The sequence below is a fragment of the Fusibacter sp. JL298sf-3 genome (assembly GCF_053842995.1).
In genome coordinates, this window is record NZ_CM132608.1 from 1,231,277 (window position 1) to 1,252,085 (window position 20,809).

Below are 20,809 nucleotides of genomic sequence, written 5' to 3' on the forward strand. Positions count from 1 at the left end.
AGTTTTTTCAATATCAATTTTGATTTTTTCTAATTTTCTTATAAATTTTGCGTATAGAACTTATAACCGTTCCGGCCGTTCCGCTTAACTTGGTACAAAGCCCGGTCCGCTTTGTCGATTAAAGCCTCTTCCGAAACGTCTTCTCCACAATAAAGCGCGATCCCGATGGAACACGTCAGATAAATCGTATGTCCCCCTGCATATATAGGGGCCCTGACCGATTCCAGAATACGACGCGCCACCATTTCGAGATGCGCTCGGCTGCTTTCATGCGTCATAATAATGGCGAACTCGTCGCCTGAGAGGCGCGCCACGAAATCCGAACTCCTAATACTCTCTTTAAGGCGTTCGGCAAACGTCTTAATCACATCGTCCCCCACTTGGTGTCCATAAGTGTCGTTAATGGGCTTTAAATGGTCCATATCGATAAAAAACAAACCAAAAGCCGACGCCTTTTCATCTGCTAATGCGACGGTTTCTTTTAGACGCTCTAAAAAGAAAGTCCGATTGGGGATTTGCGTCAGTGCATCGTGTAACGCCATTATGCGCGACTGCACCTCACTTTGCTTAATACTCGAATTCTCCACCTCGAGTTTTTTTATAAAATGCCGCATGTGTTTGACCTTATAGTTGTGTGCTGTCACATCGGTCACCTGTATCATAACGACGCGCTTCCCCTGATAATTCAGTCTCTCCAGTTGAAGATTCTGACGGATGCTGTCACCTGCCAAATCGTCAGCACCGACAAAAAACGACTGGTGTATGGCACCTGAAAGAAAGCGGCCGCGACCGGTTTCAAAGACCTGTTCAACCACTTTTCGGTAAGCCGGTAAGGCAAACTTATCGGACAGCGCCTCTAGGGAATGGCTGACAATCGAATCCGATAACACCGACATTTTTGAAGCAATCCACCGGTTGACATAAACCACTCTAAACGCGTCGTCAATAACGACGATGCCCATGTTGAGTTTGTCCAGAAGATCATAGATAAAAGTCTTCATCGCATGCTCCTATTACGGCGTCTAATCGATCGATGAGGCGTTTGAGGGAGTTGACTCCCAGCGCAATGATAATGACCCCGTCGATTGCCGTCTTCTCTAGGGTAAAACTCGTATGCATCAACAGCATATAGACGTTCTTCTTTAAAACCTCTACTTGTTCAGTTTCGCCGACAAAGACCAGTTCAATATCCGGAATGGTAAACTCGACGGTGGTTTCAACGAGATTGGAAAACTCGCCCACAACAGAATTAAGTATGACGTTGCTGATTTCTTTTAAGACGTCGAAGTCGGTATCCATCAACGCCATGTCTTGGTTTTGACCTGTACTGGGCTCGATGCCGAGGCAAGAATCCACCAAGAGCTTGGCCTTGTCTGCACTAAAAATCAAAAGGGCTTTTCCATTAAAATCATCCCCAAATTGCATGGAGGACGAAACAATATGGCCGTGTTTAAAAAGACCACTTTGACGGTCTATGTTGTAGGTCGTATTGATGACTTCCACTTCCGGAACGGTGAGCAGTACGCGCTGATTGGCCATCTCAGACAACATGCCCGCCGCTTTTCCGATAAAGACGTTGACATACTCTTTAAGCAGGTCTTTTTGCAATTCATTCAGCATGACCTTCTCCCTCAATTAAAGCCACTAGTGCTGCCGACTTTTCCGGATTGAGCGGCTTGTTAATGTAGTGTTCGACACCCAGCGCTTTGAGCTCATCTTTTGTCCCGCGCTGCACATCTGCCGAAATCACCACTGTATTCGGCAGATGTCCTTCTCCTCTAAGCTTTTTAATCAGCTCTTGTCCCGTCATAACCGGCATGAGCAAATCGGTAATCAACCAGTCGGTCTGAGCTGCTCGTATCGCTTCATAAGCAACTGCGCCGTTCTCACATGTGACAATCTCTGCCGCATCGAATTTCTGACGGACGACGCGCTGAATAATTTGTCTGATAAAAGAAGCATCATCTGCTATTACAATTCTCATTTTAAACTCCTTAGCACACAGGTACTTTTTTCGAAAACTTTCTCCTGTACATTTCTTGATCGGCTTTCATAATTAAGGTCTCAGCGTCTACTGTCTCGCGTCCTTTGTAAACTTGAACCCCATAGCTAAACGTCACTACAAACGGGTAGTCTTCTGAGGCACTCAGCGTTAAAAGCGCCTCTTCTATACGCGCGAAGAACTTGTCTGCTATCGCTTCGTCACTGTCGTAAAGGACGAGGACGAACTCGTCGCCACCATATCGAAACAAGGCATCTGTTTGACGAATATTGGCCAGCATCATCTCTGCGGCTTTAATTATGGCGATGTCCCCCATATCGTGTCCGTAAGCATCGTTGATTTTCTTTAATGCGTCTACATCTATAAACGCCACGGCCAAGGGCTTTTGATGGACTCTCGACTTTTGAAGCAAGAGATTCAATCGATTTAACCCTGCCGTCTTGTTGTAAATTTTCGTCATATCGTCGAACTCAGACTTATTTTTGTACTTCATATAGTAATAAAGCAACAAAAAAGACATCACAAAGTAAAACAAAACCATCGTTGAGAAAAAGATTTCTACAACCAACCCTATTTTATAAGCCCTCGGCACAAAATAAATCGCCGGATTGAGTGTACTTTTGATAAAGGCAAAAGTGCCATAAGCCAACATGGGGAAAAAACCGTTTAAAACAACTAAAAATGCCGCCAATCGACGCTTAATGTGTAATGTGTCGTGAATCAACGTCGCATAAGGGCTGAAAAACCACGCGCCGACAACAGTCGCCGCGTAGATGAGCACGGTAACCGTCCCGTCAAGCCATGCTGCGTTTTCACCTTTAAACAAAAAGTAAAACCCGCCCTGTAAAAGCATGCGCCCGTATACGACTGAAACGAAAAAAAGCGCCGTGATAAACAGGGAATACACCATATTGTTTTCGAAGACTGCGTAATCGATTAAAGCTTGAAAGACGATTAGCATAACGATGGCGAGCATATAAGGCAGTTCCAATACAAAGACGAAGAGTCCCAGATTGACGGCCTGCAAGCACAGCGCTTTTGCCATTTGTCTCAAGCCTATTGCGGCGTTGTTCCTATTGATGCAGTATTCAGTAATCAGCCAAGAGATACTGTGAATAAATCCTGTGAAGATGAGTGCGTCCATTGTTTTACCTCGTTGCTGTTAAGCTTAACCTACTTTTGTCCCATACTAGAGTATATCATTATCCCCAAAGTGCATCAACGACTAAATCAAAAGTACCAATACCCACTGTAGAACCCCGATAAAGAACCCGATGAGACCGCCGAGGTACTCGATGTGCTTAAGTTCTTTTTGTGCTATTCTAATAACGAGGGCTTCCAGCTCTTCCATTGGGAAGGCGTTGATTTTGTCTTCAATCATCTGCGCCATGTCGATTTTGTCAGTGGCGTGATGAATGACTTTTTCAGAAAGCTCATTGATTAAGCGCTCACCTTCTGAGGCAATGATGTCATGCACATAATTCAAAATCATCCCTCTAAACATGCTCGGCACCATTGCCGGCATTTTTTCTTTAACGATTTCGACAATGTACACCTGCATCTGCTCAATAACCTGTGTCTTGTCGACGCTCTCTATCAGTTCATCCATAATCTCCTCTACGGAGATAAGTTCCTTCTCAACAGTTTCCCCGATACTCTTGGCAATTTCCGCTTTGCGCTTCGGCATCAACCCCTGTATATAAAACGGCAACAGCGGTACCTTGACCGGGTGAATTGGCCTAAACAACAATTTGATGGCGATGACGTTGGTGGTCCACCCTATAAAAGCGCCAATTGTCGCCATAAGCACTAACTTTATCAACATATACATCCTCCAAAAAAACTTCAAAAACCAGCCCGACTACAGCTGGTTTACTGAATATTAAGTCCTATGCTATTTTAGCACTTTTAAAGTTATCTGGCTATAAAAAGTTATCGACCTCTCGACTGTCGTCTTTAACAAAGGTGCCGATATAGTCGATGACAGCCACCATGAGTAAAATGACGAGGATACATGTCAACGCCACCTTGTAGTTGAGTAGCCGCATGTTTGTCAGTAGGAAGAAACCGATACCGCCGGCACCTACAAATCCCAAAACCGTTGCAGAACGTACGTTGACTTCAAAGCGATAAAACGTCATGGCCACAATTTGCGGCATAATGCTCGGCAAGATGCCCCAGACAATGACTTGAAGCTTGTTGGCACCTGTGGATAACATCGCTTCTCTGAGTCCTTTATCCGACGATTCGATGTATTCTGCAAACATTTTCCCCAAAACCCCCGTCGTATGGGCAGTGAGCGCTAAAATTCCCGCGAAAGGTCCCAACCCAACAGCGGTTACAAAGAGCAGTGCAAAAATAAGCTCGGGTATGCCCCTTAAAAAATTTAATACGTTGCGCATTAAATGGTAGATGCCTCGACTCGGTGTGATGTTTTTAGCCGCTAAAAAACTCAAAGGGATTGCGAGTAACACTGAAAAAGAAGTCGCTACAAAGGCAATTTGAATGGTCTCCACGGCGAGCCATCCCACTTTGGGCAAAACCTGCCAATCCGGTGGGAGCATTCTGGAAATCAGGTGCCCCATGTTGCCTAGGCCCTTATAGAGTTTCACTGCTGAAACATCGGTGGCAACCATGCTGATGCCGAGGAAAATGACCCATAAGAGCAAATTGCGCACCTTGTGGTCCCCTTCTGCCGAGTGGCTACGCGTAAATATTTTTGAGAACGGATGCGTCGACGTCTTCCGCTTTGCCATCGTATACGACCTCCCCTCTGTTAAGTCCAATAATGCGCGTTGCATACTTGAGCGCCTGTTCCACGTTGTGCATGTTCATGACAACCGTTATGGCTTCTCGTCTGTGAATATCTTTAAAGAGATCGAGCACTTCTTCTGAACTCTTAGGATCTAAACTCGCCACCGGTTCGTCTGCTAAAATCAACTTAGGCTGCTGAACCAGTGCTCTGGCTATAGCGACACGCTGCATCTGTCCCCCACTTAAATGCTCTGCTTTTGCAGAGAGCTTGTCCATTAAGCCCACACGGGTGAGTGCCTGATGTGCCAAGTCGACCTCTGCGTCATCAAAACGGCCGAATAGACCGGACAGCCCACCATGATAGGCGAGCCGACCGGCCAATACATTTTTAACCACACTTTTTTGAGGCATGAGGTGAAATCTCTGAAACACCATGCCGATGTCTTTGCGAATAGTTCTCAAGGTCTTCTCATCTGCTGTGGTCACCGACCGGTTGTCGAAGGTGATATCGCCATTTGAGGGGCGTACAAGCCCGTTAATACAGCGTATTAACGTGGATTTTCCTGAACCGCTCTTCCCCAATATGGCCACCATTTCGCCTTTTCCGATGGTCAATGTGACGTTTTTAAGGGCTTCGACCTCTTTGCTGTAGCGTTTGCTCACGCCTCTAAAGGTAATCATATCGACCTCAATCTATTTTACTTGTTCTTCTAAATCCAGTTCCAAAATGTCGACGAGGTTTCGAATGACATCGTAGTCTTCGTCTTGAGCCGGAACAAATCCAGTTGCCAACTGCGGTTTTAATATGGCTTCGTCGTCAATGGCGACAAACGCTTCAATCAGCTTGTCTACCAGTTCTTGATCGAGATCTTTACGCGCCGCCCAAGGGTATTCCGGAATGGCGTCTGACTTGTGCAGTACAGTTACGACGTCTTCGTCAATAACGCCTTCTTCTACAAGGTGTTTGTAGTTGTTTTCGTTCATACCGCCTGCCAGCGCTTCTCCATTTGCTACAGCCAGTGCCACGGCGTCATGGCCGCCTGTAAATATTTTTTCCACATCTTTATCTGGATCGATGCCGTGCTCTCTCAATACAGCGTTTGGCATAAGGTGACTCGAGGTAGACGCAGGGTCGCCAAAGGCAAAGATGCCACCTTTGAGGTCTTCAAAAGTAGATACCCCGCTGTCTTTTTTCGTAATAATAATCGAGTGGTATGTCGGACTGCCCTTCACTTCAGCCTTAACCAGTGGAATGGCACCTGTTTTAGCTTTGGCGAGAACATATGTTAAAGGCCCATAATAAGCGATGTCCAGTTCCCCTGCATTCATCGCTTCGATAACGCCGACATAATCCGATGCAACGAACAATTCAACCGGCTGTCCAAGGGCTTCTTCTAGATAAGTACGCAATGGTTCGTTGATTTTCAGCATTTCTTCATGGTTCTCATTTGGAATAATCCCAACTTTAAAAACATCTTCATCTGATTTACCACAAGCGGTAAATGCAAATAAAAGCAGTGCTGCCAATAACAATGAAACGATTTTTTTCATGCATGCCTCCAAAATATAATTTTTAATAAGATAAACGAGATGCCATAGCGCCCAAGGCTTCTACCACTCTCTCGCGACCGTCGGCGTCCCACCACCTTATAGGTCGATTAAAAAAACGGTACAACCTTGTAAGCGTTGTACCGTTTTCCATTATATAAAAACCTGTCTTGTCAAACCAATAGATTGTTTTTATATATTTTTAGTATTTATAAGTTGTGTTTATGGCGTTGTATTCAGGTGCATATTTATTCTATAAGATGCATAACTACTCATCCGCGTATGCACTCTCAGTAACCACCTCGATGCCGTTCGCCTCTAGTAAGGCCGCTGTTATACCGTCTCCGTCGACGAGGACGCCTTCAAAAGACCCGTCGTATACACGTCCTTTTCCACAAGATGGACTTCTCGACTTGAGAACGGCCTTTGCACAGCCGCTTTCAACGGCAATTTGAAGGGTTTTCTCAGCACCTCGTTTAAATGCTTGCGTCACATCTCGTCCCTCGGCATCTAACGCTCTTATCAAACCACCTTCTGTCGTTTGAAGTTCCACACAAGGGCGCGGTGTCTTTAAACCACCCAAGACTTCAGGACAAACCGCTATGGCTTTTCCTTCTTTATAGAGTTTCACTAATGCCACCACAGGTGTCGCCTTACCGTCGTAACGACAAGGCTCTCCTATGAGGCACGCACTGACGAGTATCATTTGGCCTCCTTGAATATTCATACGAAAGTATCTTTTTGTTAATAATTCCTCAGATTTTGTGTTCCCCTTGACGACATGATATACTCTTTATAAAAACAATGTTAGGAGTGACATCATGCTCAATATAGGTGCACATTTATCTGTTTCTAAAGGGTACGCACACATGGGGCGCGAAGCCCTTTCCATCGGCGCCAACACGTTTCAGTTTTTTACCCGAAACCCCCGTGGCGGCAAGGCCAAGGATTTGGATCCCGACGACATCAAGGCGTTGATAGCGCTTATGGAGGCAAACGACTTTGCCCCACTTTTGGCGCACGCGCCCTATACGTTAAATCCGTGCTCTGACAAGCCGCAAACGGTGGCTTTTGCCGAAATGGCTATGGCGGACGACCTTGAAAGACTGCGTCACCTTCCGGGGACGCTGTACAATTTTCACCCCGGCAGCCACGTCGGCCAAGGGGTGGAGATGGGCATACGCAAAATTGTAGACCATCTGAACCGCGTTTTGAAAGCGGATCAACCCAATAAAATTTTACTTGAAACTATGGCTGGAAAAGGCAGTGAAGTCGGTAGCCGCTTTGAGGAACTGCGTGCCATCATCGACGGCGTCGAGCACAAGCATTTGATGGGCGTTTGCCTCGATACGTGCCACGTCTACGACGCCGGTTACGACATCGTCAACGATTTGGACGGTGTGCTCGACACTTTTGACGCCGTTATCGGTCTCAATAGGCTTTACGCCATCCATCTCAACGACAGCAAAAATCCTTTTGAGAGCCACAAAGACCGACATGAGAAAATCGGAGCAGGCAGCTTAGGGCTTGAAGCCATTACCCGCATTATCAAGCATCCGAAACTCAAAGATTTGCCGTTTTTCCTCGAAACACCGTGTACGGTAAAAGAGTACGGCGATGAGATTGCGCTGCTTAAAGGGCTGTAGACGCCCTGTACAATCGAGACGACTCTCCCCAAGGGTGGTAGCCGGTTCCGATGTATTCAAAGCCAAATTTTTCATAGTAACCAATGTGATCGGTACACAAATAGACGTATGGGAACCCCGCTTCCAATGCGTCTTTTTTTGCCTGCTCTAAAAAACACCCCCCAAGTCGCTGACCGCGATACTCGGGGTCGATGTATAGTGAGCACAGCCAAGGATAGAGATCCATTCTGCTGATAAAGTCGTTGGTAATAAGTCCTGCGCAGCCAATCGGCACGCCGTCGTCTTCCATTAGATACCACTGCGGTAGCGGCGCCTCTGCACCGACGGTGTGCTCCAAGCAATCGTCATAGACGTATTTGCTGTCTTCACTTGCCCACTTGTCTTTAATGTAGGTCTTCATGGTGTCGAGTTTCTCCGGATGATTTCTCAAACTGTATAGGGTCATATGATCGCCTCCAATTCTTTTTCTAATTCCGCTATTAACCGTTGCATTTCGTCTGCAACCGCTTTAAAATGCGTCCCCGATTTGCTCGCTTCAATCTGTGCATTGAGTGAAACGAGCTTTAACGAGGCCACCAGTTTTTCTATAGGCGCTTTGGAAATCGACGTCGAAACCGTGTCTTTTGAGGTCAAAAGCACTTTGAGTTCAGCTATGTCCTCTTGTAGCGGCGTTACTGCCGCCTTCACTTCCGCCCCTAAAGGGACCGGATCCGGGATGAGGCCTTTGACCTGCTGAACAATGGCCTCGATGAGGTCGTCTGATGGCGTCGAGGCGGACGGGTGCTCTATGTAGACGATTGAAGGGGCTTTAAACGCCGTTTTATCGTCAGTCTGTTCAGACGCTTTTTTAAGCGCTTCTTTAGGTGTTTCTTCGACAATAGATGCGGCTAGCAAACGGTCGACGAGGTCGAGCTGGTAGGTGTAAAGGGCCTGATTGTAGGCGTTTTGATGCGTTTTACGACTCGTCCAAATATGCCAAATGGCGTAGCCTGCGAGGACTGCGGTAAAAATCAAACTTACTATGAATAGAGCGCTCCTCCAAAACCCCTCTGCACCCAAAGCGTCTACGCCACTCTGAACACCTGTCAGAAAAGACAGCCCTGAAAAAACAAGTGCCACAGAACTGATGACTGTACTTTGAAATGCCGAGACCGCGTTGGAATCGTTGGCTGTCAGCTTGTAACAAAGCTTGCGCCGGAGGTCTGGAAGTGCTTCTTTAGGGGCCTTATTAAGGGTCTCTTCTGCTTTTTTGCATTTGTTGTCAAATTTTACTTCTCGATTGTCTTTATCACTGAGTTCTTTTTTCGTCAATTTATATGGTTCGATACTGTTCCCTCCTATGCTTGAACTCTTTTAATCATACCATCAATATCTTAATAATTGTATCCTTTTATTCACCAGTATACGATAAAATGTGATAAGATGTGATTGATAACAATTCTCACTTTATAAACAGGAGGTTTCTATGAAAAAAATGGAAGTAGTTCTTTATAAAATGCCTATTATTAAGGGGCAAGAACCTGTAGCAGAAGAATGGCTCAAGTTTTTAGAAAGCATTCCCCCATCGGCAATAGTCGAGATGCTTAACAATGAAAAAGCCTATTATGAAACCTATTTTAAAAATGTCGAAGACGAGAGGCTTTATGTGTACATGGTTTTTGCTTCAAAGTCCATTGAAGCATCCAACAACACCGCTTGGAACAGCGAAAACGCTTTCGACAAGCAACATTTTGACTACATGAACCGTTGCGTGGACCGAGAGCGCGTTCAGGTGATTCCAGGCGTCCCTCAATTTAACACTTGGTCTGTGTAGAAAAAGCCATCCGCTTAAGTGGATGGCTTTTCTAAGGGGGCACATCAGTTTCGCGGTGCCCCTACACTATTACGCTTACTATACTGCTCTTTTGGTTCCACAACACATTTTTAACCCATCTATTTTATGCGCTTTGAAAACGCCCAGTAACTTAAATCAAAGTGCAAGATTAGAACGTTGTAAATTATGTTTTCATTAGTACATTTCAAAGACCGGTCTATTAAGTCTTTTCTTCCCCAGACGTTGAAGCAAACTTTTTTGAGACTTCCGACACAAGGCGTACAATTGTCTTAGAATCCGCTGTAGGTGTTGCTTTGGCGGCTACAGCAGCTACCATCTCAACAAATTGCGAAGAGAATTTCGATTCCATGACTTTTTTCACCCATTGTGTGTCAGATACACTCTTTTTTCCCAAGTAAACTTGTTCAAAAGCATAAATTGAGCCCTCTCCCAATGCGGCGACGATGCTTCCTGCAATAATGGCGTTTAAAACGCTCGCACCTAAATTAACTCCGGGAATCGCTTTTAAAGCACTTATCGCTGTCTTTGCAGCGACGCCAACTGTACCGACTTCCACTATCGAGTTTAGAAAACGCTTTGAGGTTTCATCTTTTCCGACATCATAGAGCTGCGCCAGTGCATTGACCAAAGCCAACTCAATGGGCGCAAGAATCAGTGCATCGGCAAATGGAATCGGAACAGCTGCCACCACCGCTGCCGCCGTGGTTGAAATGCCCGTGATACCATGTGCCAACGCCCGTTTGCGACTGAGCTTAAACGCCGCAATGTCTTTTTCTCCGGCTCTAATACCTTCGGGCATCAAGGCGTTTGTCGCATCGATTAACTCGGCAATTCCCTCCGGTGCCGCATAAGCATGTGCATTTAAAACATACGCTGAGGCAACAACGGGGATGACGTTTCTCAGTCGCTTTAAAAAACGCTTCTGTTTTGCAAAAGCATCTTTGACCATTTGGATACTTTGCGCTCTTTCAGGCATCGAATAAGACTTTGTAATGACGACAATTACCGGCACAGAGGGCCAAAGCGCTGTTGCTCTGGAGAGGTCTTTTAGCGTTTTCGCAAACAGTTTGCTCGACGTCCCATCGACACAAAACCATATGACATTTATTGTCCTCATCTGATCGTCTTCTACAGCACTGTTCTTAGACCACTTCCTTACGGCGTTTACCGCTCTTAGCGCCTTTGTAAAAGATGGCTCAAACCCAACGGTATCGATTGCCCTAAAAGGGACTTTTGAATTTTCGTAGATTGCCAGTGCCCTTGTGGTTCCTTCAGTTCCCCAGCCCGTCTCAGCACTTTCCTCTCCGAGAACCGCATTAATCAAGGTGGATTTTCCGACGCCGGAATTGCCGATAACCAACACATTACCTTTCTGCATAGTTGCTATCTCCTTTAAATACTTTGAACAGCTATTAAGAGGCCTAATTTTAGGTGCTACAAGAGTCCATTGTAATAAATGCTTAGTGTTCTTCTTTGTACTTATTTAGAATGTCATCGGGTATATGGCAATAGTCCTCAGGACATCTCTCCAGACGATCTTAGTGTTCTTCAGCACTTCGCACATAGTTACTCAATAGCAGAACTTCTACGACGATTTTTTCAGAATCTTCCCTATTGGAAATATACCGCTTCACCTGCTCCAAGTGGCTGGGGTCTTTGCTGTAGACACCGGTTCGGTATTTTTCTCCGACATCTTCACCTTGCTTATTGACACTGTATGGGTCGATGATTTCAAAGAAGTACGTCATTAACTGAAAAACAGAGACTTCCTTTGGATTAAATACGGTCTTAACGCATTCGGCATGCCCGTCATAAGGCCCCTCTAGCGTACAAGTACTGCCGTTCGCCCGTCCCGCCTCTGTTGCAACCACACCTTTTAATGTTCTAATAAACGCCTGAACGCCCCAGAGGCATCCACCGGCAAAATAAATGGTTTCCATATGAAAACGCCTTCTGTCAGTTCTGTTGTTAAAAGCCGCTGCTCTGATACCAGACAATCTACAGGCACTTTTCTAGTATACCACGACCAAGAAAAATGTCATGTACCACTACTGTACATGACATTTTTTCGACCCTGCAGTATAATTTTATTACCATTTACGCAAACATAATGCCTATCCATCATTAAAGATTTAAATAGCCTCCAAGTCAATGGATCGGTCACACAGTTTCTCGATGATACTGTTCTCGTGGCTGATAACCAATAGTCCCATATCGTATTTTTTTACAGCATGTAAGATAATTTCCCATACTCGTGCCTGCATAATTGCATCGAGCATTGTTGTCATCTCATCAGCAATCAGAAAACGGGTATCCTTGTGTAAAACCCTTGCAATGCAAAAACGCTGTAACTCTCCACCTGACAGCTCGTGAGGGTATCGTCCAAGCCATGCGTCATTAATACCAAGCGCTCTCAGAACTTCCTTATCCGGCTCAAAAGCCTCTGTCAAAGTCTTTTTAAGTTTCCATCGAGGATTTACAGCCTTTTCAGGGTGCTGATATATAAGTTGTACCGGATTATAGTTTCCGGAAACATGTGTCTTTCCATTTACGGTCACAATTCCTTTTTGTGGTTTGGCATATCCTGCCAGTATTTTTCCAAGAGTCGTTTTTCCTCGACCACTAGGACCTTTTAAACCTACAATTTCGCCGGAACGGACTGTAATGTCAAAATCATTGAAAATGTTTTCGCAGTTGTTATAGCAATAAGTAATCCCCTTACCTTGCAATGCCTCACTTCTATTCGTAGCAGACATTGACCTGATTTCATTCACCTCTACAAACTGATTTTGAGGCAAGGACTGCCATAATTTTCGTGTATATGAATGTTTTAAGTGTTCTCCTGTTCCTCTAAAATCCTCTTTATTAACAGAATCAATTGTTGCACCGTCGAAGAAAACAGTAATACGGTCAGCAACTTGAATAGCGGCCTCGATATCGTGGGTAATCATCAAAATTCCACAGCCTTCATCTGCCAACTCCCTAAGATTTTTTAAGGTTTCCTTTACCAAATCAGGACTTAGTCCAGGAGTAGGCTCATCTGCAATGATAAATTTCGGTTCTCTTACAACAGCCGTTGTAATCAGCACTCGGCGTGCCATCCCACCTGACAATTGAAAAGGATAAAGGCAGTCTGCTCGTTGTCCAAGTTTGTATCTGTCAAATGCAAGTTTTTGTTTGGTTTCAGAATTGCCCTTGTATATGATACTCTGCACCTGTTTTCCTACTTGCATAAGCGGGTCAAGATAGTTGACTGATTGGGGAATAAGTGCAATATCAGACTTTCGCAATTCCTCCTTAGACTTTTGTGTAAGAACTTCTCCGTTATAACGTATCACGCCCTTTTCAACCGCATTATTAGGTAAAATCCCCATGATAGAATGTGCCAATAGACTTTTTCCGGAACCGCTTGCTCCAACAATAGCTACTACTTCTCCTCTATTTACAGTAAGATTAAGGCTTTTAATCGGTTGTATCACGTCTCTCTTAAAGCGCTCTACATATTGTTCAAATCCAATAGATAAATTTTCAACCTCCAAAAGGGGGCGCTGTTTGTTTTCTGCCATCTTTTTTCCTCCTATTCCTGACTGGTGTATGGATCAAGCAATTTATTCAAGCTGGTACCGATGGCATCAAAGCATCGAACAACCGATAAAAGTGCAAGACCGGGGAAAACCACCAACCACCACATGCCAGTGGAAAGATATTGCAAAGCCTCAGAGAGAATAACACCGATAGCAGGTTTTAATGGAGACAGCCCAAATCCAAGGAAAGTCAATGATGCCTCATGTAAAATTGCATGGGGAAACAAAAGAACAAATCCTACAAAAAGTTGTGGCAACAAGTGAGGAAGAATATGCATAAAGGCAATATACATTCTGCTTTTTCCCATGTTCGCTGAAACCTGAACATAATGAGAAGTCCTAATCTGTAATACTTCTGCCCTTACAACACGAGTAAGTGCGGGCCAATGCGTACACGCAACAGCAATCACAACACCTTTTGCTCCACCACCAAAGGCAAAGGATATTAAAATCATTAAAACCATGTGAGGGATACCTAAAAACAAATCTACAAGCCATGACACAAAGGCATCTACATACCTTCCCAAAGTCGCACTTATAATTCCCAAAAGCACTGCAACTCCTACGCTAATAATTGAGGACATTAAACCGATACGAACACTAAGGGTTAATCCTTTCATCGTTCTTGTCAACATATCACGCCCTAACCAATCTGTTCCAAATAGATTTCTAAAAGAGGGTGGCATTTTTTGTGAGGAGAAATCCATTGCCATTTTTGAATCACTCAGTACAAAGCTAAGTGCCAAGACAAATCCTAAAAATAGTAAAGAAAGAATTATGCTAATCACCATCTTCTGACGATTATTTAGTTGCCTTTTGTTTATAGTAGTAGTTTTCTTAATGGCCTCCATTCAAGACACCTCCTTCCTTCATACGAGGATCAATTACATAATAGAGAATGTCTGCTATTAAATTTCCTGTAAATACGAACAATGCACTGGCTAATACAGTGCCTAAAAGAAGTGCCATATCCCCCTTGGTCCCCGCCTCCGAAACAACACTGCCCAGTCCTGGATAGGAGAAGATTTGCTCTACCAGTACAGAACCTCCAAACAACTCACTAAAAGACAAAAATTGTAGAGTAATCGCAGGCAATGCGATATTTCTTAAACCATGCTGTACGACTAACTTCAACCCAACTTTGCCATTTGCTTTTGCAAAAAGAACATACTCGCTCTCCATTACTTCAATGAGCTTTGCTCTAGTATGAAGTGTAATATTTGCTACACCGACCACACTTAACGTAAATGCTGGAAGTATCATATGATATAGACGTTCCCATATGGTTACGTCTACTGCTACTTTTCCAACCGGTACCGAGAGTGCAATTGGGAACCATCCAAGCCATGATCCAAAAACAAGCAAAATCAATAAAGCAATCCAAAAGACAGGACTGGAAGATAGCATTAAGCAATACCATTTGACAATTTTATCAATAGGCTTATCTTTGAAATATGCACTCACAATTCCCATTACGAATCCTAAAATACCAGATAACAACCATGCAAGAAACATAATACCTAATGACGCCATAAATCGACTTCCTAAAATTTCAGACACAGGGCGATTATAAATCATAGATATCCCTAAATCTCCTTGAAGAACATTGCCTCCCCAGTTGGCAAGCCGTTCTAAAGGCGGCTTCTCTAATCCCCAGTACTCTGCAATTTTCGCTCTCTGCTCGACGCTCATTGTGGAACTGGATTGCGTGCTTAAATGGGCACGAATTGGATCGACAGGGGAAACAATTAAGAGCAAAAAAGAGAGTATGGATAGTGCCACTAAAAGTGACACCACCCTTGTTGTTTTCTTCCCTATAAATTTAAGTGCATTTTTATTCATCCCAAGACCACTCCGTTACATTGTGTAAAAGTGCCCATCCCATAGAAGCGCTTTGTAAACCTTGGTCGCCAATACTCAGTCCATGCTTGATGCGGTATACATGATCTAATCTTACAAGCCATAACCAAGGGGAATCGCCTTTAGTACTAAGTCCCGTCTGCCCATCCCATTGTGCTTTTTTCCAATACTGATAGGCTTCTTCCTGTGTATCCGCTTGCAAAGCAAGATTTATATATTTATCAACTTTATCATTTTTATAATAGCCACTATTGTAGTAACCCTTACCCATGTTAACACTGTCAAAAATATATTGGATGTTAATCGGATCCTTAGAACCCCAAGCCAGTACATAGGGCTGTGTGTAAATAAGCGTATCAATTTCTTCCCAGCTTTTGCTTTCCACATTAATTTGAATCCCAAACTGTTTAGCCATTTCTGATACAGCCATGGCTAAGCCTTGATAGCCCTTGTTTCCGGATGCAGCCACAATCGTCATTTCAGCTTTTAATCCATTTTTTTCAACGATGCCGTCGTCATTTACATCTACCCAGCCAGCGTTTGCTAGTACTTTTTTTGCACCTTCTACATCATTATCCTTATATTCAGTGTCGGAATTGTACCAAGGCATAGATGGGTCTACCAAATCATAGGCAGGACTTCCGTAGCCTCCAAGAATGCCGTCAACAAGAGTTTGGCGATCGATACCAATATTAATTGCTTTACGAATGGCAATATCCGATGTTACATCATTTCCTACCGAAAGTCTGTCCTCTCGCGTCACTGCACCTGAAGGCTGAACAGACCATCCGATATTCTGCACATCAACACTTTTATAGTGAACCAATTCCATTCCTTTAACATCCTGACTTGTATATACGCTCGGCACATAATACACATCTAAAGTACCTTTTTTCGCTGCTTCAAAAGCGGCCTCTTCACTAAGGAAAAGTACAGTAAGCTTCTTTATTTTAGGTTTTTCTCCGAAGTATTCGGGATTTATTTCTGCGATTAGCTGCTGTCCTTCGTCCCATTGCACCAACTTGTATGCACCAGAGCTGACAGGATTTTTCCCGTAGCCTTCCCCATAAGCATTTTCAGGTACAATTCCAAGACGAATCACTGCATAAATAAACAGCGAATTAGGTTGTTCGAGGTTGATTACAACCGTATTGTCATCTGGAGTATCAATACTTGTTATCTGATCTAGGTTGCCAACATATCCGGTTTCCGCTGCCTTTGTATACGTAAAGGCAACATCTTTACTTGTAATTTTAGTTCCATCGGAAAATTTAGCATCCTTCAATTTGAATGTATACGATTTACCATCCTCACTGATTTCATAGGTTTCCGCCAAATCTGCTACAATATCCATGTTTTTATCTTGTTTAAGCAAATTACTGTGAAATATACTGACCCCGTCCACATTAGCCCAGCCAAGAATAGGGTCAAATCCCATTGAAGGTTCACCTAACTCTCCAAGATACAGTATTGCCTCTTCTGTCTTTGCACTTGCTTGCCCATTGCTATCCGATGGTGTCGTAGTGGATGAACACCCCACCGTTAAAAGCAGCACAGATACCATCATCAGTGCTAATAGTTTTTTCATTTGAAAGAACCTCCTATTTTTTTAATATAGTTAGCCAAATCTAACTCATGTCACTTAATATATAAAAAATCAAGTTCAAACACAATATATTCACTTCTGATTTCATAATGTTTCATAATTACAAAATCGAATTTATGTGAGGTATAATTTTCATATCAAGTTTTAGCCAAAATAAAAACAGCGATCTAAAATCCGCTGTTTTTAAAAATATATCTTTCTTTCAGTCCCACTGCCATTCGGCTATGTTGTGCATAATAGCCCACCCATTTGAAGCATTTTGCATGCCCTGTTCTCCAATATTCAGACCCGTCTTAACACGAAAAATATGATCCATACTGGCCAACCACAACCATCCAGCATCTCCTTTGTTGCTAAATCCGGTATTTCCATCCCATTGTGCTAATTTCCAATACTTGTTTGCCTCTTCATTTGAGGTAGAGCGAAGTGCGAGTTTTATATAGTTGTCTACGGTATTGTTGTGATAATAAGCACTATTAAAATATCCGTTTCCACTATTTAAACTGTAATAGAGATATTCAATATTGATAGGGGAAAGAGACCCCCATAAAAGGACAAATGGGTTGGCATATCGCAATTTATCTATTTCACGCCAACTTTTAATTTTGACATTTATTTCAATTCCCAATTGACTAACTTGACTGGAAATAAGCTGCGCAATTTCTTGATAGGTCTTATTATCAGATGCAGCATAGAGGTCAAACTTTGCCTTTACACCATTTTTATCTACAATGCCATCTCCGTCTGTATCAACCCAACCACCGGATTGCAATATAGTTTTAGCCAAAACGATATTGTTGTCCTCATAAGAGGTTTCTTCATTAAACCACGGCATTTCTTCATCAACCAAATCATAAGCAGGCTTTCCATATTGGGAAAGCGCTTTATCCGTAATGGATTGCCTATCAATCCCTACGTTAATCGCATGACGAATGAATTCATCTGAGGTTACGTTATTTCCTACTGGAAGTCCGTCAGCACGGGTAACTGCTCCGACAGGTACATTCGGCAATGAAATATTCACTCTGTCTGCACTTTTAAAATGTAATAAATCCATTCCGGGGATGTTTTCGTTCGCATAACGCCTTGAAACAAAGTAGAAATCCAGTTCCCCATTTTGAGCAGCTCTATAAGCATCGTCTTCATCTAAAAAGAGTACCGTTATCGTTTTAAGAAAAGGTTGCTTTCCATAATAATCGGGATTCGCTTTTGCAATCAATCGCTTACCTTGTTCCCATAACTCAAGCTTATAAGGGCCGGAGCCAATTGGATTAAGATAGAAGCCGTTACTATATGAATGTTCCGGAACAATACCTAATCTAGTAACAGAATAGAGAAATAATGAATTTGGTTCTTTTAAATGAATAATAGCTGTAAGTTCATCAGGCGTTTCTACGTAATCAACTACCGATAAATTCCCAACCTGACCACTTTTAGCTGCTTTATCATAAGTAAATGCTACATCACTGCTTTTCACCTTACTCCCGTCTGAAAATTTAGCCTCTTTCCTTATACTAAAGGTATAGGATAGCCCATCTTCACTAATAGCATAGCTTTCAGCTAAATCTTCAACAATATTCATATTTGTATCTTGTTTAAGCAAGCTGCTAAGAAATATGCTAACACCATCTACATTCGCCCATCCAGCGATTGGGTCAAAGCCCATTACCGGTTCACTCAACGGCCCCAAGTATAATACGGCCTCATCAGAATTACGCAAAGAGTTCTGATGTTGTGGAATAAACATATTATCGCAGCCAGCAATAAAAATACATATAACGACTCCCAGTAATATTAGTCTTTTCATTGTGACACCTTCACTCTCAATTAGAAAATCAATCAAGCCGAATCTTCAAATCCACTTGATAGTTGTCTCCATAGTCATTTACTAACAGATGCCCCCCTCGTTCTTCTAATAACTCCCGACAGGCTTTAAGTCCAAGCCCTGTACTAACCGCATCACTTTTATCAGCTTTAACAGCATTTAGGATTGAAATCGTCAAAAATGAATCTTCAACTGCAATCGTAATAGAAAGAGAAACTTCTTTATCTGCATATTTTAATATATTGGAAATCAAGTTATCCAATATTCGTTGGAGAGGTTCTCTGTAAATATGAACCCGATATTCTGTACGTTCTTCAATCGTAATTTTAACACGAAACGCTTCTGATTCAAGGAGAAAAATACAATCGAAAATCAATGCTTCTACTACGGAATTATCAATGCCGCCCTCATGTCTCGTCATCATTGAATTCTGCTGTGACACTACAAAATGGTCAAACAAGTGATCTGTTAAAATTCTAAGCTGTTCTGCTTTTTCCCCACTCTTAACTAAATATTGATGGCGTTTTTCTTCATCGCTTGTCCTTTTATGAACCAATATATCCAAATATCCAATTAAAACGGCTAGCGGTGTCCGTATGTCATGCGACATTGTTGAGGCAAATTGTTTACTTGAAATACCTCTTTCTTTTTCTTCTTGTATCTGCTTGATAAATACACGCCGCATTTCATCTAGGCTCTCAGCAAGATTAGATATTTCATCATTGCCTTTTGAATCTATTGGCAGATCCAATGTGCCGCCTTGCATAAGCTGTACCTGCTGCTCTAATTTCAAAATCGAGGTTGTTTTTCTTTGAACGAAAAACAGCACAATAGAAATAAACAGTATAAAAAAAATAATGAGATTTCCGAGCAAAGCCATGTCATAATCGTGATGTCTCAGATATACAGTCAGGCTCATTTGTACTTCTTCATCTTGAAACTTTATAGGGTATAAAGTTTCCCAAGGAAGAGGTTTTCTTTTAATTCCACTATTAAGAGTGCCTGCACGATAAGATATATCAGAATTGTAAATTAATCTATCTTCATAGTATAATGAGATTGCCGTAATTTTATCCCGATCTACCCATTGAGTGATTTTATAAAAGTTTTGTATGGCAATTTTATTATCTGTTACATAACGTTGAAGAGCATCTACCTCTTTTTGCATATGTTCTGCAACAAAGACGGAATCCTGATACTTTGCCTCTATATGGCTAGCAGTCAGCTGTTGCAATAGAAGAAAAACTAATCCAGCAAAAGTGAAAGCAAAGATAACTGATAATCCAAGTTTACGGACTAATATTTTTTTAAACAATCTGATAACCCCTTCCCCAAACAGTAAGAACATACTTCGGCTCTTTGGGTTCTTTTTCAATCTGTTGGCGTAAATTCTTTATATGGGCAACAACTGTATTATTGGAAACAGGCAAAAATTTTTCTTCCCAAATAGTTTCATATATTTCCTGTGCAGATAAAACTCGACCTCGATTTTTTGCTAAGAGAAGCAACAATTTATATTCCATATATCGTAAAGAAATTGGCTTATTGTCAAGCCACACATCTCCGGTAGTTCGATGGATACGAAGCTCTCGAATGCGTATAATTTCGGCTTTCGGATTTTGCTCTTTTCCTTGATAGACAGCATATCGTCTAAGCAATGCTTTTACTCGTGCAGTTAACTCTACAGGTGAAAATGGCTTTGGTAAATAATCATCTCCACCGATAGAAAGTCCCTTTTCTTTATCCTCTATATGAGATTTGGCTGAAAGAAATAGAATAGGGGCAGTTGTCATTTCTCGAATTCCTATGCAGGACTCAAAACCAGATTTCCCCGGCAGCATAATGTCCAATATAATTAAATCTGTATTGTGATGAGCGTTTAATAAATGGAGAGCCTTTTCTCCACTGTCTGCCGTGACAACATCATAGCCTTCATTAGTAAGCAGAACCTCAACAATCTCACGAATATCCTCACTATCATCTACAATCATGATTTTGGCACACATAAACTTCTGTCCCCCCTTAATTTTATCTCTGATAATGTATCATAACATTATATTTTATAACAAATGGGAAAGCAACTGTATAGTTGTTTTTCCCGCATTTTGAATTATGAAATATTATGAAATAGGTTAGCTCGACTTTCAAAA

At 42.6% G+C, this 20,809-nt stretch carries 22 protein-coding genes; 2 read left to right on the top strand and 20 right to left on the bottom strand.

The features are described from left to right. Positions 1 to 38: 38 nt before the first annotated feature. The 9 genes from ACR6HW_RS06095 to ACR6HW_RS06135 all read right to left on the bottom strand — a co-directional run bounded on the left by ACR6HW_RS06095 (position 39) and on the right by ACR6HW_RS06135 (position 7,010). Positions 39 to 1,001, bottom strand: a complete 963-nt coding sequence (locus ACR6HW_RS06095) for a diguanylate cyclase domain-containing protein (RefSeq protein WP_455730259.1) — start codon at positions 999 to 1,001, stop codon at positions 39 to 41. Further along, entirely contained in the window at positions 982 to 1,620 is a 639-nt protein-coding gene (locus ACR6HW_RS06100) for a chemotaxis protein CheC (RefSeq protein ID WP_455730260.1), read from the bottom strand. Before ACR6HW_RS06100 ends, ACR6HW_RS06095 begins: the two co-directional genes overlap by 20 nt. Then, positions 1,610 to 1,984 carry a response regulator transcription factor gene (locus ACR6HW_RS06105; RefSeq protein WP_455730261.1) on the bottom strand — a complete coding sequence of 125 codons (375 nt, stop codon included), beginning with the start codon at positions 1,982 to 1,984 and terminating at the stop codon, positions 1,610 to 1,612. Before ACR6HW_RS06105 ends, ACR6HW_RS06100 begins: the two co-directional genes overlap by 11 nt. Before the next feature lie 10 nt (positions 1,985 to 1,994). Next, entirely contained in the window at positions 1,995 to 3,146 is a 1,152-nt protein-coding gene (locus tag ACR6HW_RS06110; RefSeq protein WP_455730262.1) for a GGDEF domain-containing protein, read from the bottom strand. An 81-nt stretch (positions 3,147 to 3,227) separates the two neighbouring features. After that, complete coding sequence (locus ACR6HW_RS06115; protein WP_455730263.1) at positions 3,228 to 3,827, bottom strand: DUF445 domain-containing protein; 600 nt, start codon at positions 3,825 to 3,827, stop codon at positions 3,228 to 3,230. 97 nt (positions 3,828 to 3,924) lie between these two features. Further along, entirely contained in the window at positions 3,925 to 4,758 is an 834-nt protein-coding gene (phnE, locus tag ACR6HW_RS06120) for a phosphonate ABC transporter, permease protein PhnE (RefSeq protein ID WP_455730264.1), read from the bottom strand. Beyond that, positions 4,706 to 5,437, bottom strand: a complete 732-nt coding sequence (gene phnC, locus ACR6HW_RS06125) for a phosphonate ABC transporter ATP-binding protein (protein ID WP_455730265.1) — start codon at positions 5,435 to 5,437, stop codon at positions 4,706 to 4,708. The genes phnE and phnC overlap by 53 nt, the downstream gene beginning before the upstream one ends. 12 nt (positions 5,438 to 5,449) lie before the next feature. Next, on the bottom strand, positions 5,450 to 6,307 hold the full coding sequence (gene phnD, locus ACR6HW_RS06130) for a phosphate/phosphite/phosphonate ABC transporter substrate-binding protein (RefSeq protein ID WP_455730266.1): 858 nt from the start codon (positions 6,305 to 6,307) through the stop codon (positions 5,450 to 5,452). Positions 6,308 to 6,572: 265 nt separating this feature from the next. Next, positions 6,573 to 7,010, bottom strand: coding sequence for a 2-thiouracil desulfurase family protein (locus tag ACR6HW_RS06135; RefSeq protein WP_455730267.1), 438 nt, complete (start codon positions 7,008 to 7,010; stop codon positions 6,573 to 6,575). Between the two features lie 115 nt (positions 7,011 to 7,125). On the opposite strand from ACR6HW_RS06135, the gene ACR6HW_RS06140 reads away from it, so the two are divergent. After that, positions 7,126 to 7,950 (top strand): deoxyribonuclease IV, encoded by an 825-nt coding sequence (locus ACR6HW_RS06140; protein ID WP_455730268.1) that lies wholly within the window; start codon positions 7,126 to 7,128, stop codon positions 7,948 to 7,950. Here the strand turns inward: ACR6HW_RS06140 and ACR6HW_RS06145 are convergent. Then, the gene (locus ACR6HW_RS06145; protein WP_455730269.1) at positions 7,937 to 8,395 is read right to left on the bottom strand and encodes a GNAT family N-acetyltransferase; all 459 of its coding nucleotides are present in this window, start codon (positions 8,393 to 8,395) and stop codon (positions 7,937 to 7,939) included. The two genes, ACR6HW_RS06140 and ACR6HW_RS06145, sit on opposite strands and share 14 nt — an antisense overlap. Further along, positions 8,392 to 9,261 (bottom strand): hypothetical protein, encoded by an 870-nt coding sequence (locus ACR6HW_RS06150; RefSeq protein ID WP_455730270.1) that lies wholly within the window; start codon positions 9,259 to 9,261, stop codon positions 8,392 to 8,394. The genes ACR6HW_RS06145 and ACR6HW_RS06150 overlap by 4 nt, the downstream gene beginning before the upstream one ends. A gap of 154 nt (positions 9,262 to 9,415) precedes the next feature. Here ACR6HW_RS06150 and ACR6HW_RS06155 point away from each other — a divergent pair, with 154 nt between their 5' ends. Further along, positions 9,416 to 9,763 carry a DUF6176 family protein gene (locus tag ACR6HW_RS06155; protein ID WP_455730271.1) on the top strand — a complete coding sequence of 116 codons (348 nt, stop codon included), beginning with the start codon at positions 9,416 to 9,418 and terminating at the stop codon, positions 9,761 to 9,763. Between the two features lie 220 nt (positions 9,764 to 9,983). Here the strand turns inward: ACR6HW_RS06155 and ACR6HW_RS06160 are convergent, their stop codons facing one another. The 9 genes from ACR6HW_RS06160 to ACR6HW_RS06200 all read right to left on the bottom strand — a co-directional run bounded on the left by ACR6HW_RS06160 (position 9,984) and on the right by ACR6HW_RS06200 (position 20,650). After that, entirely contained in the window at positions 9,984 to 11,162 is a 1,179-nt protein-coding gene (locus ACR6HW_RS06160; RefSeq protein WP_455730272.1) for a YcjF family protein, read from the bottom strand. Positions 11,163 to 11,322: 160 nt separating this feature from the next. Further along, a complete protein-coding gene (locus tag ACR6HW_RS06165; RefSeq protein WP_455730273.1) occupies positions 11,323 to 11,781 on the bottom strand; it encodes a peptide-methionine (S)-S-oxide reductase in 459 nt (152 codons plus the stop codon). Between the two features lie 135 nt (positions 11,782 to 11,916). Further along, positions 11,917 to 13,350: an ABC transporter ATP-binding protein gene (locus tag ACR6HW_RS06170; protein ID WP_455730274.1), complete on the bottom strand. Its 1,434-nt coding sequence runs from the start codon at positions 13,348 to 13,350 to the stop codon at positions 11,917 to 11,919. Between the two features lie 11 nt (positions 13,351 to 13,361). Continuing rightward, positions 13,362 to 14,219: an ABC transporter permease gene (locus ACR6HW_RS06175; protein ID WP_455730275.1), complete on the bottom strand. Its 858-nt coding sequence runs from the start codon at positions 14,217 to 14,219 to the stop codon at positions 13,362 to 13,364. Then, positions 14,206 to 15,210 (bottom strand): ABC transporter permease, encoded by a 1,005-nt coding sequence (locus ACR6HW_RS06180; protein WP_455730276.1) that lies wholly within the window; start codon positions 15,208 to 15,210, stop codon positions 14,206 to 14,208. Before ACR6HW_RS06180 ends, ACR6HW_RS06175 begins: the two co-directional genes overlap by 14 nt. Further along, entirely contained in the window at positions 15,203 to 16,816 is a 1,614-nt protein-coding gene (locus ACR6HW_RS06185; RefSeq protein ID WP_455730277.1) for an ABC transporter substrate-binding protein, read from the bottom strand. Before ACR6HW_RS06185 ends, ACR6HW_RS06180 begins: the two co-directional genes overlap by 8 nt. Positions 16,817 to 17,036: 220 nt before the next feature. Continuing rightward, positions 17,037 to 18,641, bottom strand: a complete 1,605-nt coding sequence (locus tag ACR6HW_RS06190) for an ABC transporter substrate-binding protein (protein WP_455730278.1) — start codon at positions 18,639 to 18,641, stop codon at positions 17,037 to 17,039. Positions 18,642 to 18,669: 28 nt separating this feature from the next. Further along, positions 18,670 to 19,974, bottom strand: a complete 1,305-nt coding sequence (locus ACR6HW_RS06195; RefSeq protein WP_455730279.1) for a HAMP domain-containing sensor histidine kinase — start codon at positions 19,972 to 19,974, stop codon at positions 18,670 to 18,672. Next, positions 19,967 to 20,650, bottom strand: a complete 684-nt coding sequence (locus ACR6HW_RS06200) for a response regulator transcription factor (RefSeq protein ID WP_455730280.1) — start codon at positions 20,648 to 20,650, stop codon at positions 19,967 to 19,969. Before ACR6HW_RS06200 ends, ACR6HW_RS06195 begins: the two co-directional genes overlap by 8 nt. Between the last annotated feature and the right edge of the window lie 159 nt (positions 20,651 to 20,809).

Excerpts from the sequence above, each read along its gene's own strand:
- ACR6HW_RS06095 (WP_455730259.1), bottom strand. The coding sequence starts at position 1,001 with ATGAAGACTTTTATCTATGATCTTCTGGACAAACTCAACATGGGCATC.
- ACR6HW_RS06100 (WP_455730260.1), bottom strand. The coding sequence starts at position 1,620 with ATGCTGAATGAATTGCAAAAAGACCTGCTTAAAGAGTATGTCAACGTC.
- ACR6HW_RS06105 (WP_455730261.1), bottom strand. The coding sequence starts at position 1,984 with ATGAGAATTGTAATAGCAGATGATGCTTCTTTTATCAGACAAATTATT.
- ACR6HW_RS06110 (WP_455730262.1), bottom strand. The coding sequence starts at position 3,146 with ATGGACGCACTCATCTTCACAGGATTTATTCACAGTATCTCTTGGCTG.
- ACR6HW_RS06115 (WP_455730263.1), bottom strand. The coding sequence starts at position 3,827 with ATGTTGATAAAGTTAGTGCTTATGGCGACAATTGGCGCTTTTATAGGG.
- phnE (WP_455730264.1), bottom strand. The coding sequence starts at position 4,758 with ATGGCAAAGCGGAAGACGTCGACGCATCCGTTCTCAAAAATATTTACG.
- phnC (WP_455730265.1), bottom strand. The coding sequence starts at position 5,437 with ATGATTACCTTTAGAGGCGTGAGCAAACGCTACAGCAAAGAGGTCGAA.
- phnD (WP_455730266.1), bottom strand. The coding sequence starts at position 6,307 with ATGAAAAAAATCGTTTCATTGTTATTGGCAGCACTGCTTTTATTTGCA.
- ACR6HW_RS06135 (WP_455730267.1), bottom strand. The coding sequence starts at position 7,010 with ATGATACTCGTCAGTGCGTGCCTCATAGGAGAGCCTTGTCGTTACGAC.
- ACR6HW_RS06140 (WP_455730268.1), top strand. The coding sequence starts at position 7,126 with ATGCTCAATATAGGTGCACATTTATCTGTTTCTAAAGGGTACGCACAC.
- ACR6HW_RS06145 (WP_455730269.1), bottom strand. The coding sequence starts at position 8,395 with ATGACCCTATACAGTTTGAGAAATCATCCGGAGAAACTCGACACCATG.
- ACR6HW_RS06155 (WP_455730271.1), top strand. The coding sequence starts at position 9,416 with ATGAAAAAAATGGAAGTAGTTCTTTATAAAATGCCTATTATTAAGGGG.
- ACR6HW_RS06160 (WP_455730272.1), bottom strand. The coding sequence starts at position 11,162 with ATGCAGAAAGGTAATGTGTTGGTTATCGGCAATTCCGGCGTCGGAAAA.
- ACR6HW_RS06170 (WP_455730274.1), bottom strand. The coding sequence starts at position 13,350 with ATGGCAGAAAACAAACAGCGCCCCCTTTTGGAGGTTGAAAATTTATCT.
- ACR6HW_RS06175 (WP_455730275.1), bottom strand. The coding sequence starts at position 14,219 with ATGGAGGCCATTAAGAAAACTACTACTATAAACAAAAGGCAACTAAAT.
- ACR6HW_RS06180 (WP_455730276.1), bottom strand. The coding sequence starts at position 15,210 with ATGAATAAAAATGCACTTAAATTTATAGGGAAGAAAACAACAAGGGTG.
- ACR6HW_RS06185 (WP_455730277.1), bottom strand. The coding sequence starts at position 16,816 with ATGAAAAAACTATTAGCACTGATGATGGTATCTGTGCTGCTTTTAACG.
- ACR6HW_RS06190 (WP_455730278.1), bottom strand. The coding sequence starts at position 18,641 with ATGAAAAGACTAATATTACTGGGAGTCGTTATATGTATTTTTATTGCT.
- ACR6HW_RS06200 (WP_455730280.1), bottom strand. The coding sequence starts at position 20,650 with ATGATTGTAGATGATAGTGAGGATATTCGTGAGATTGTTGAGGTTCTG.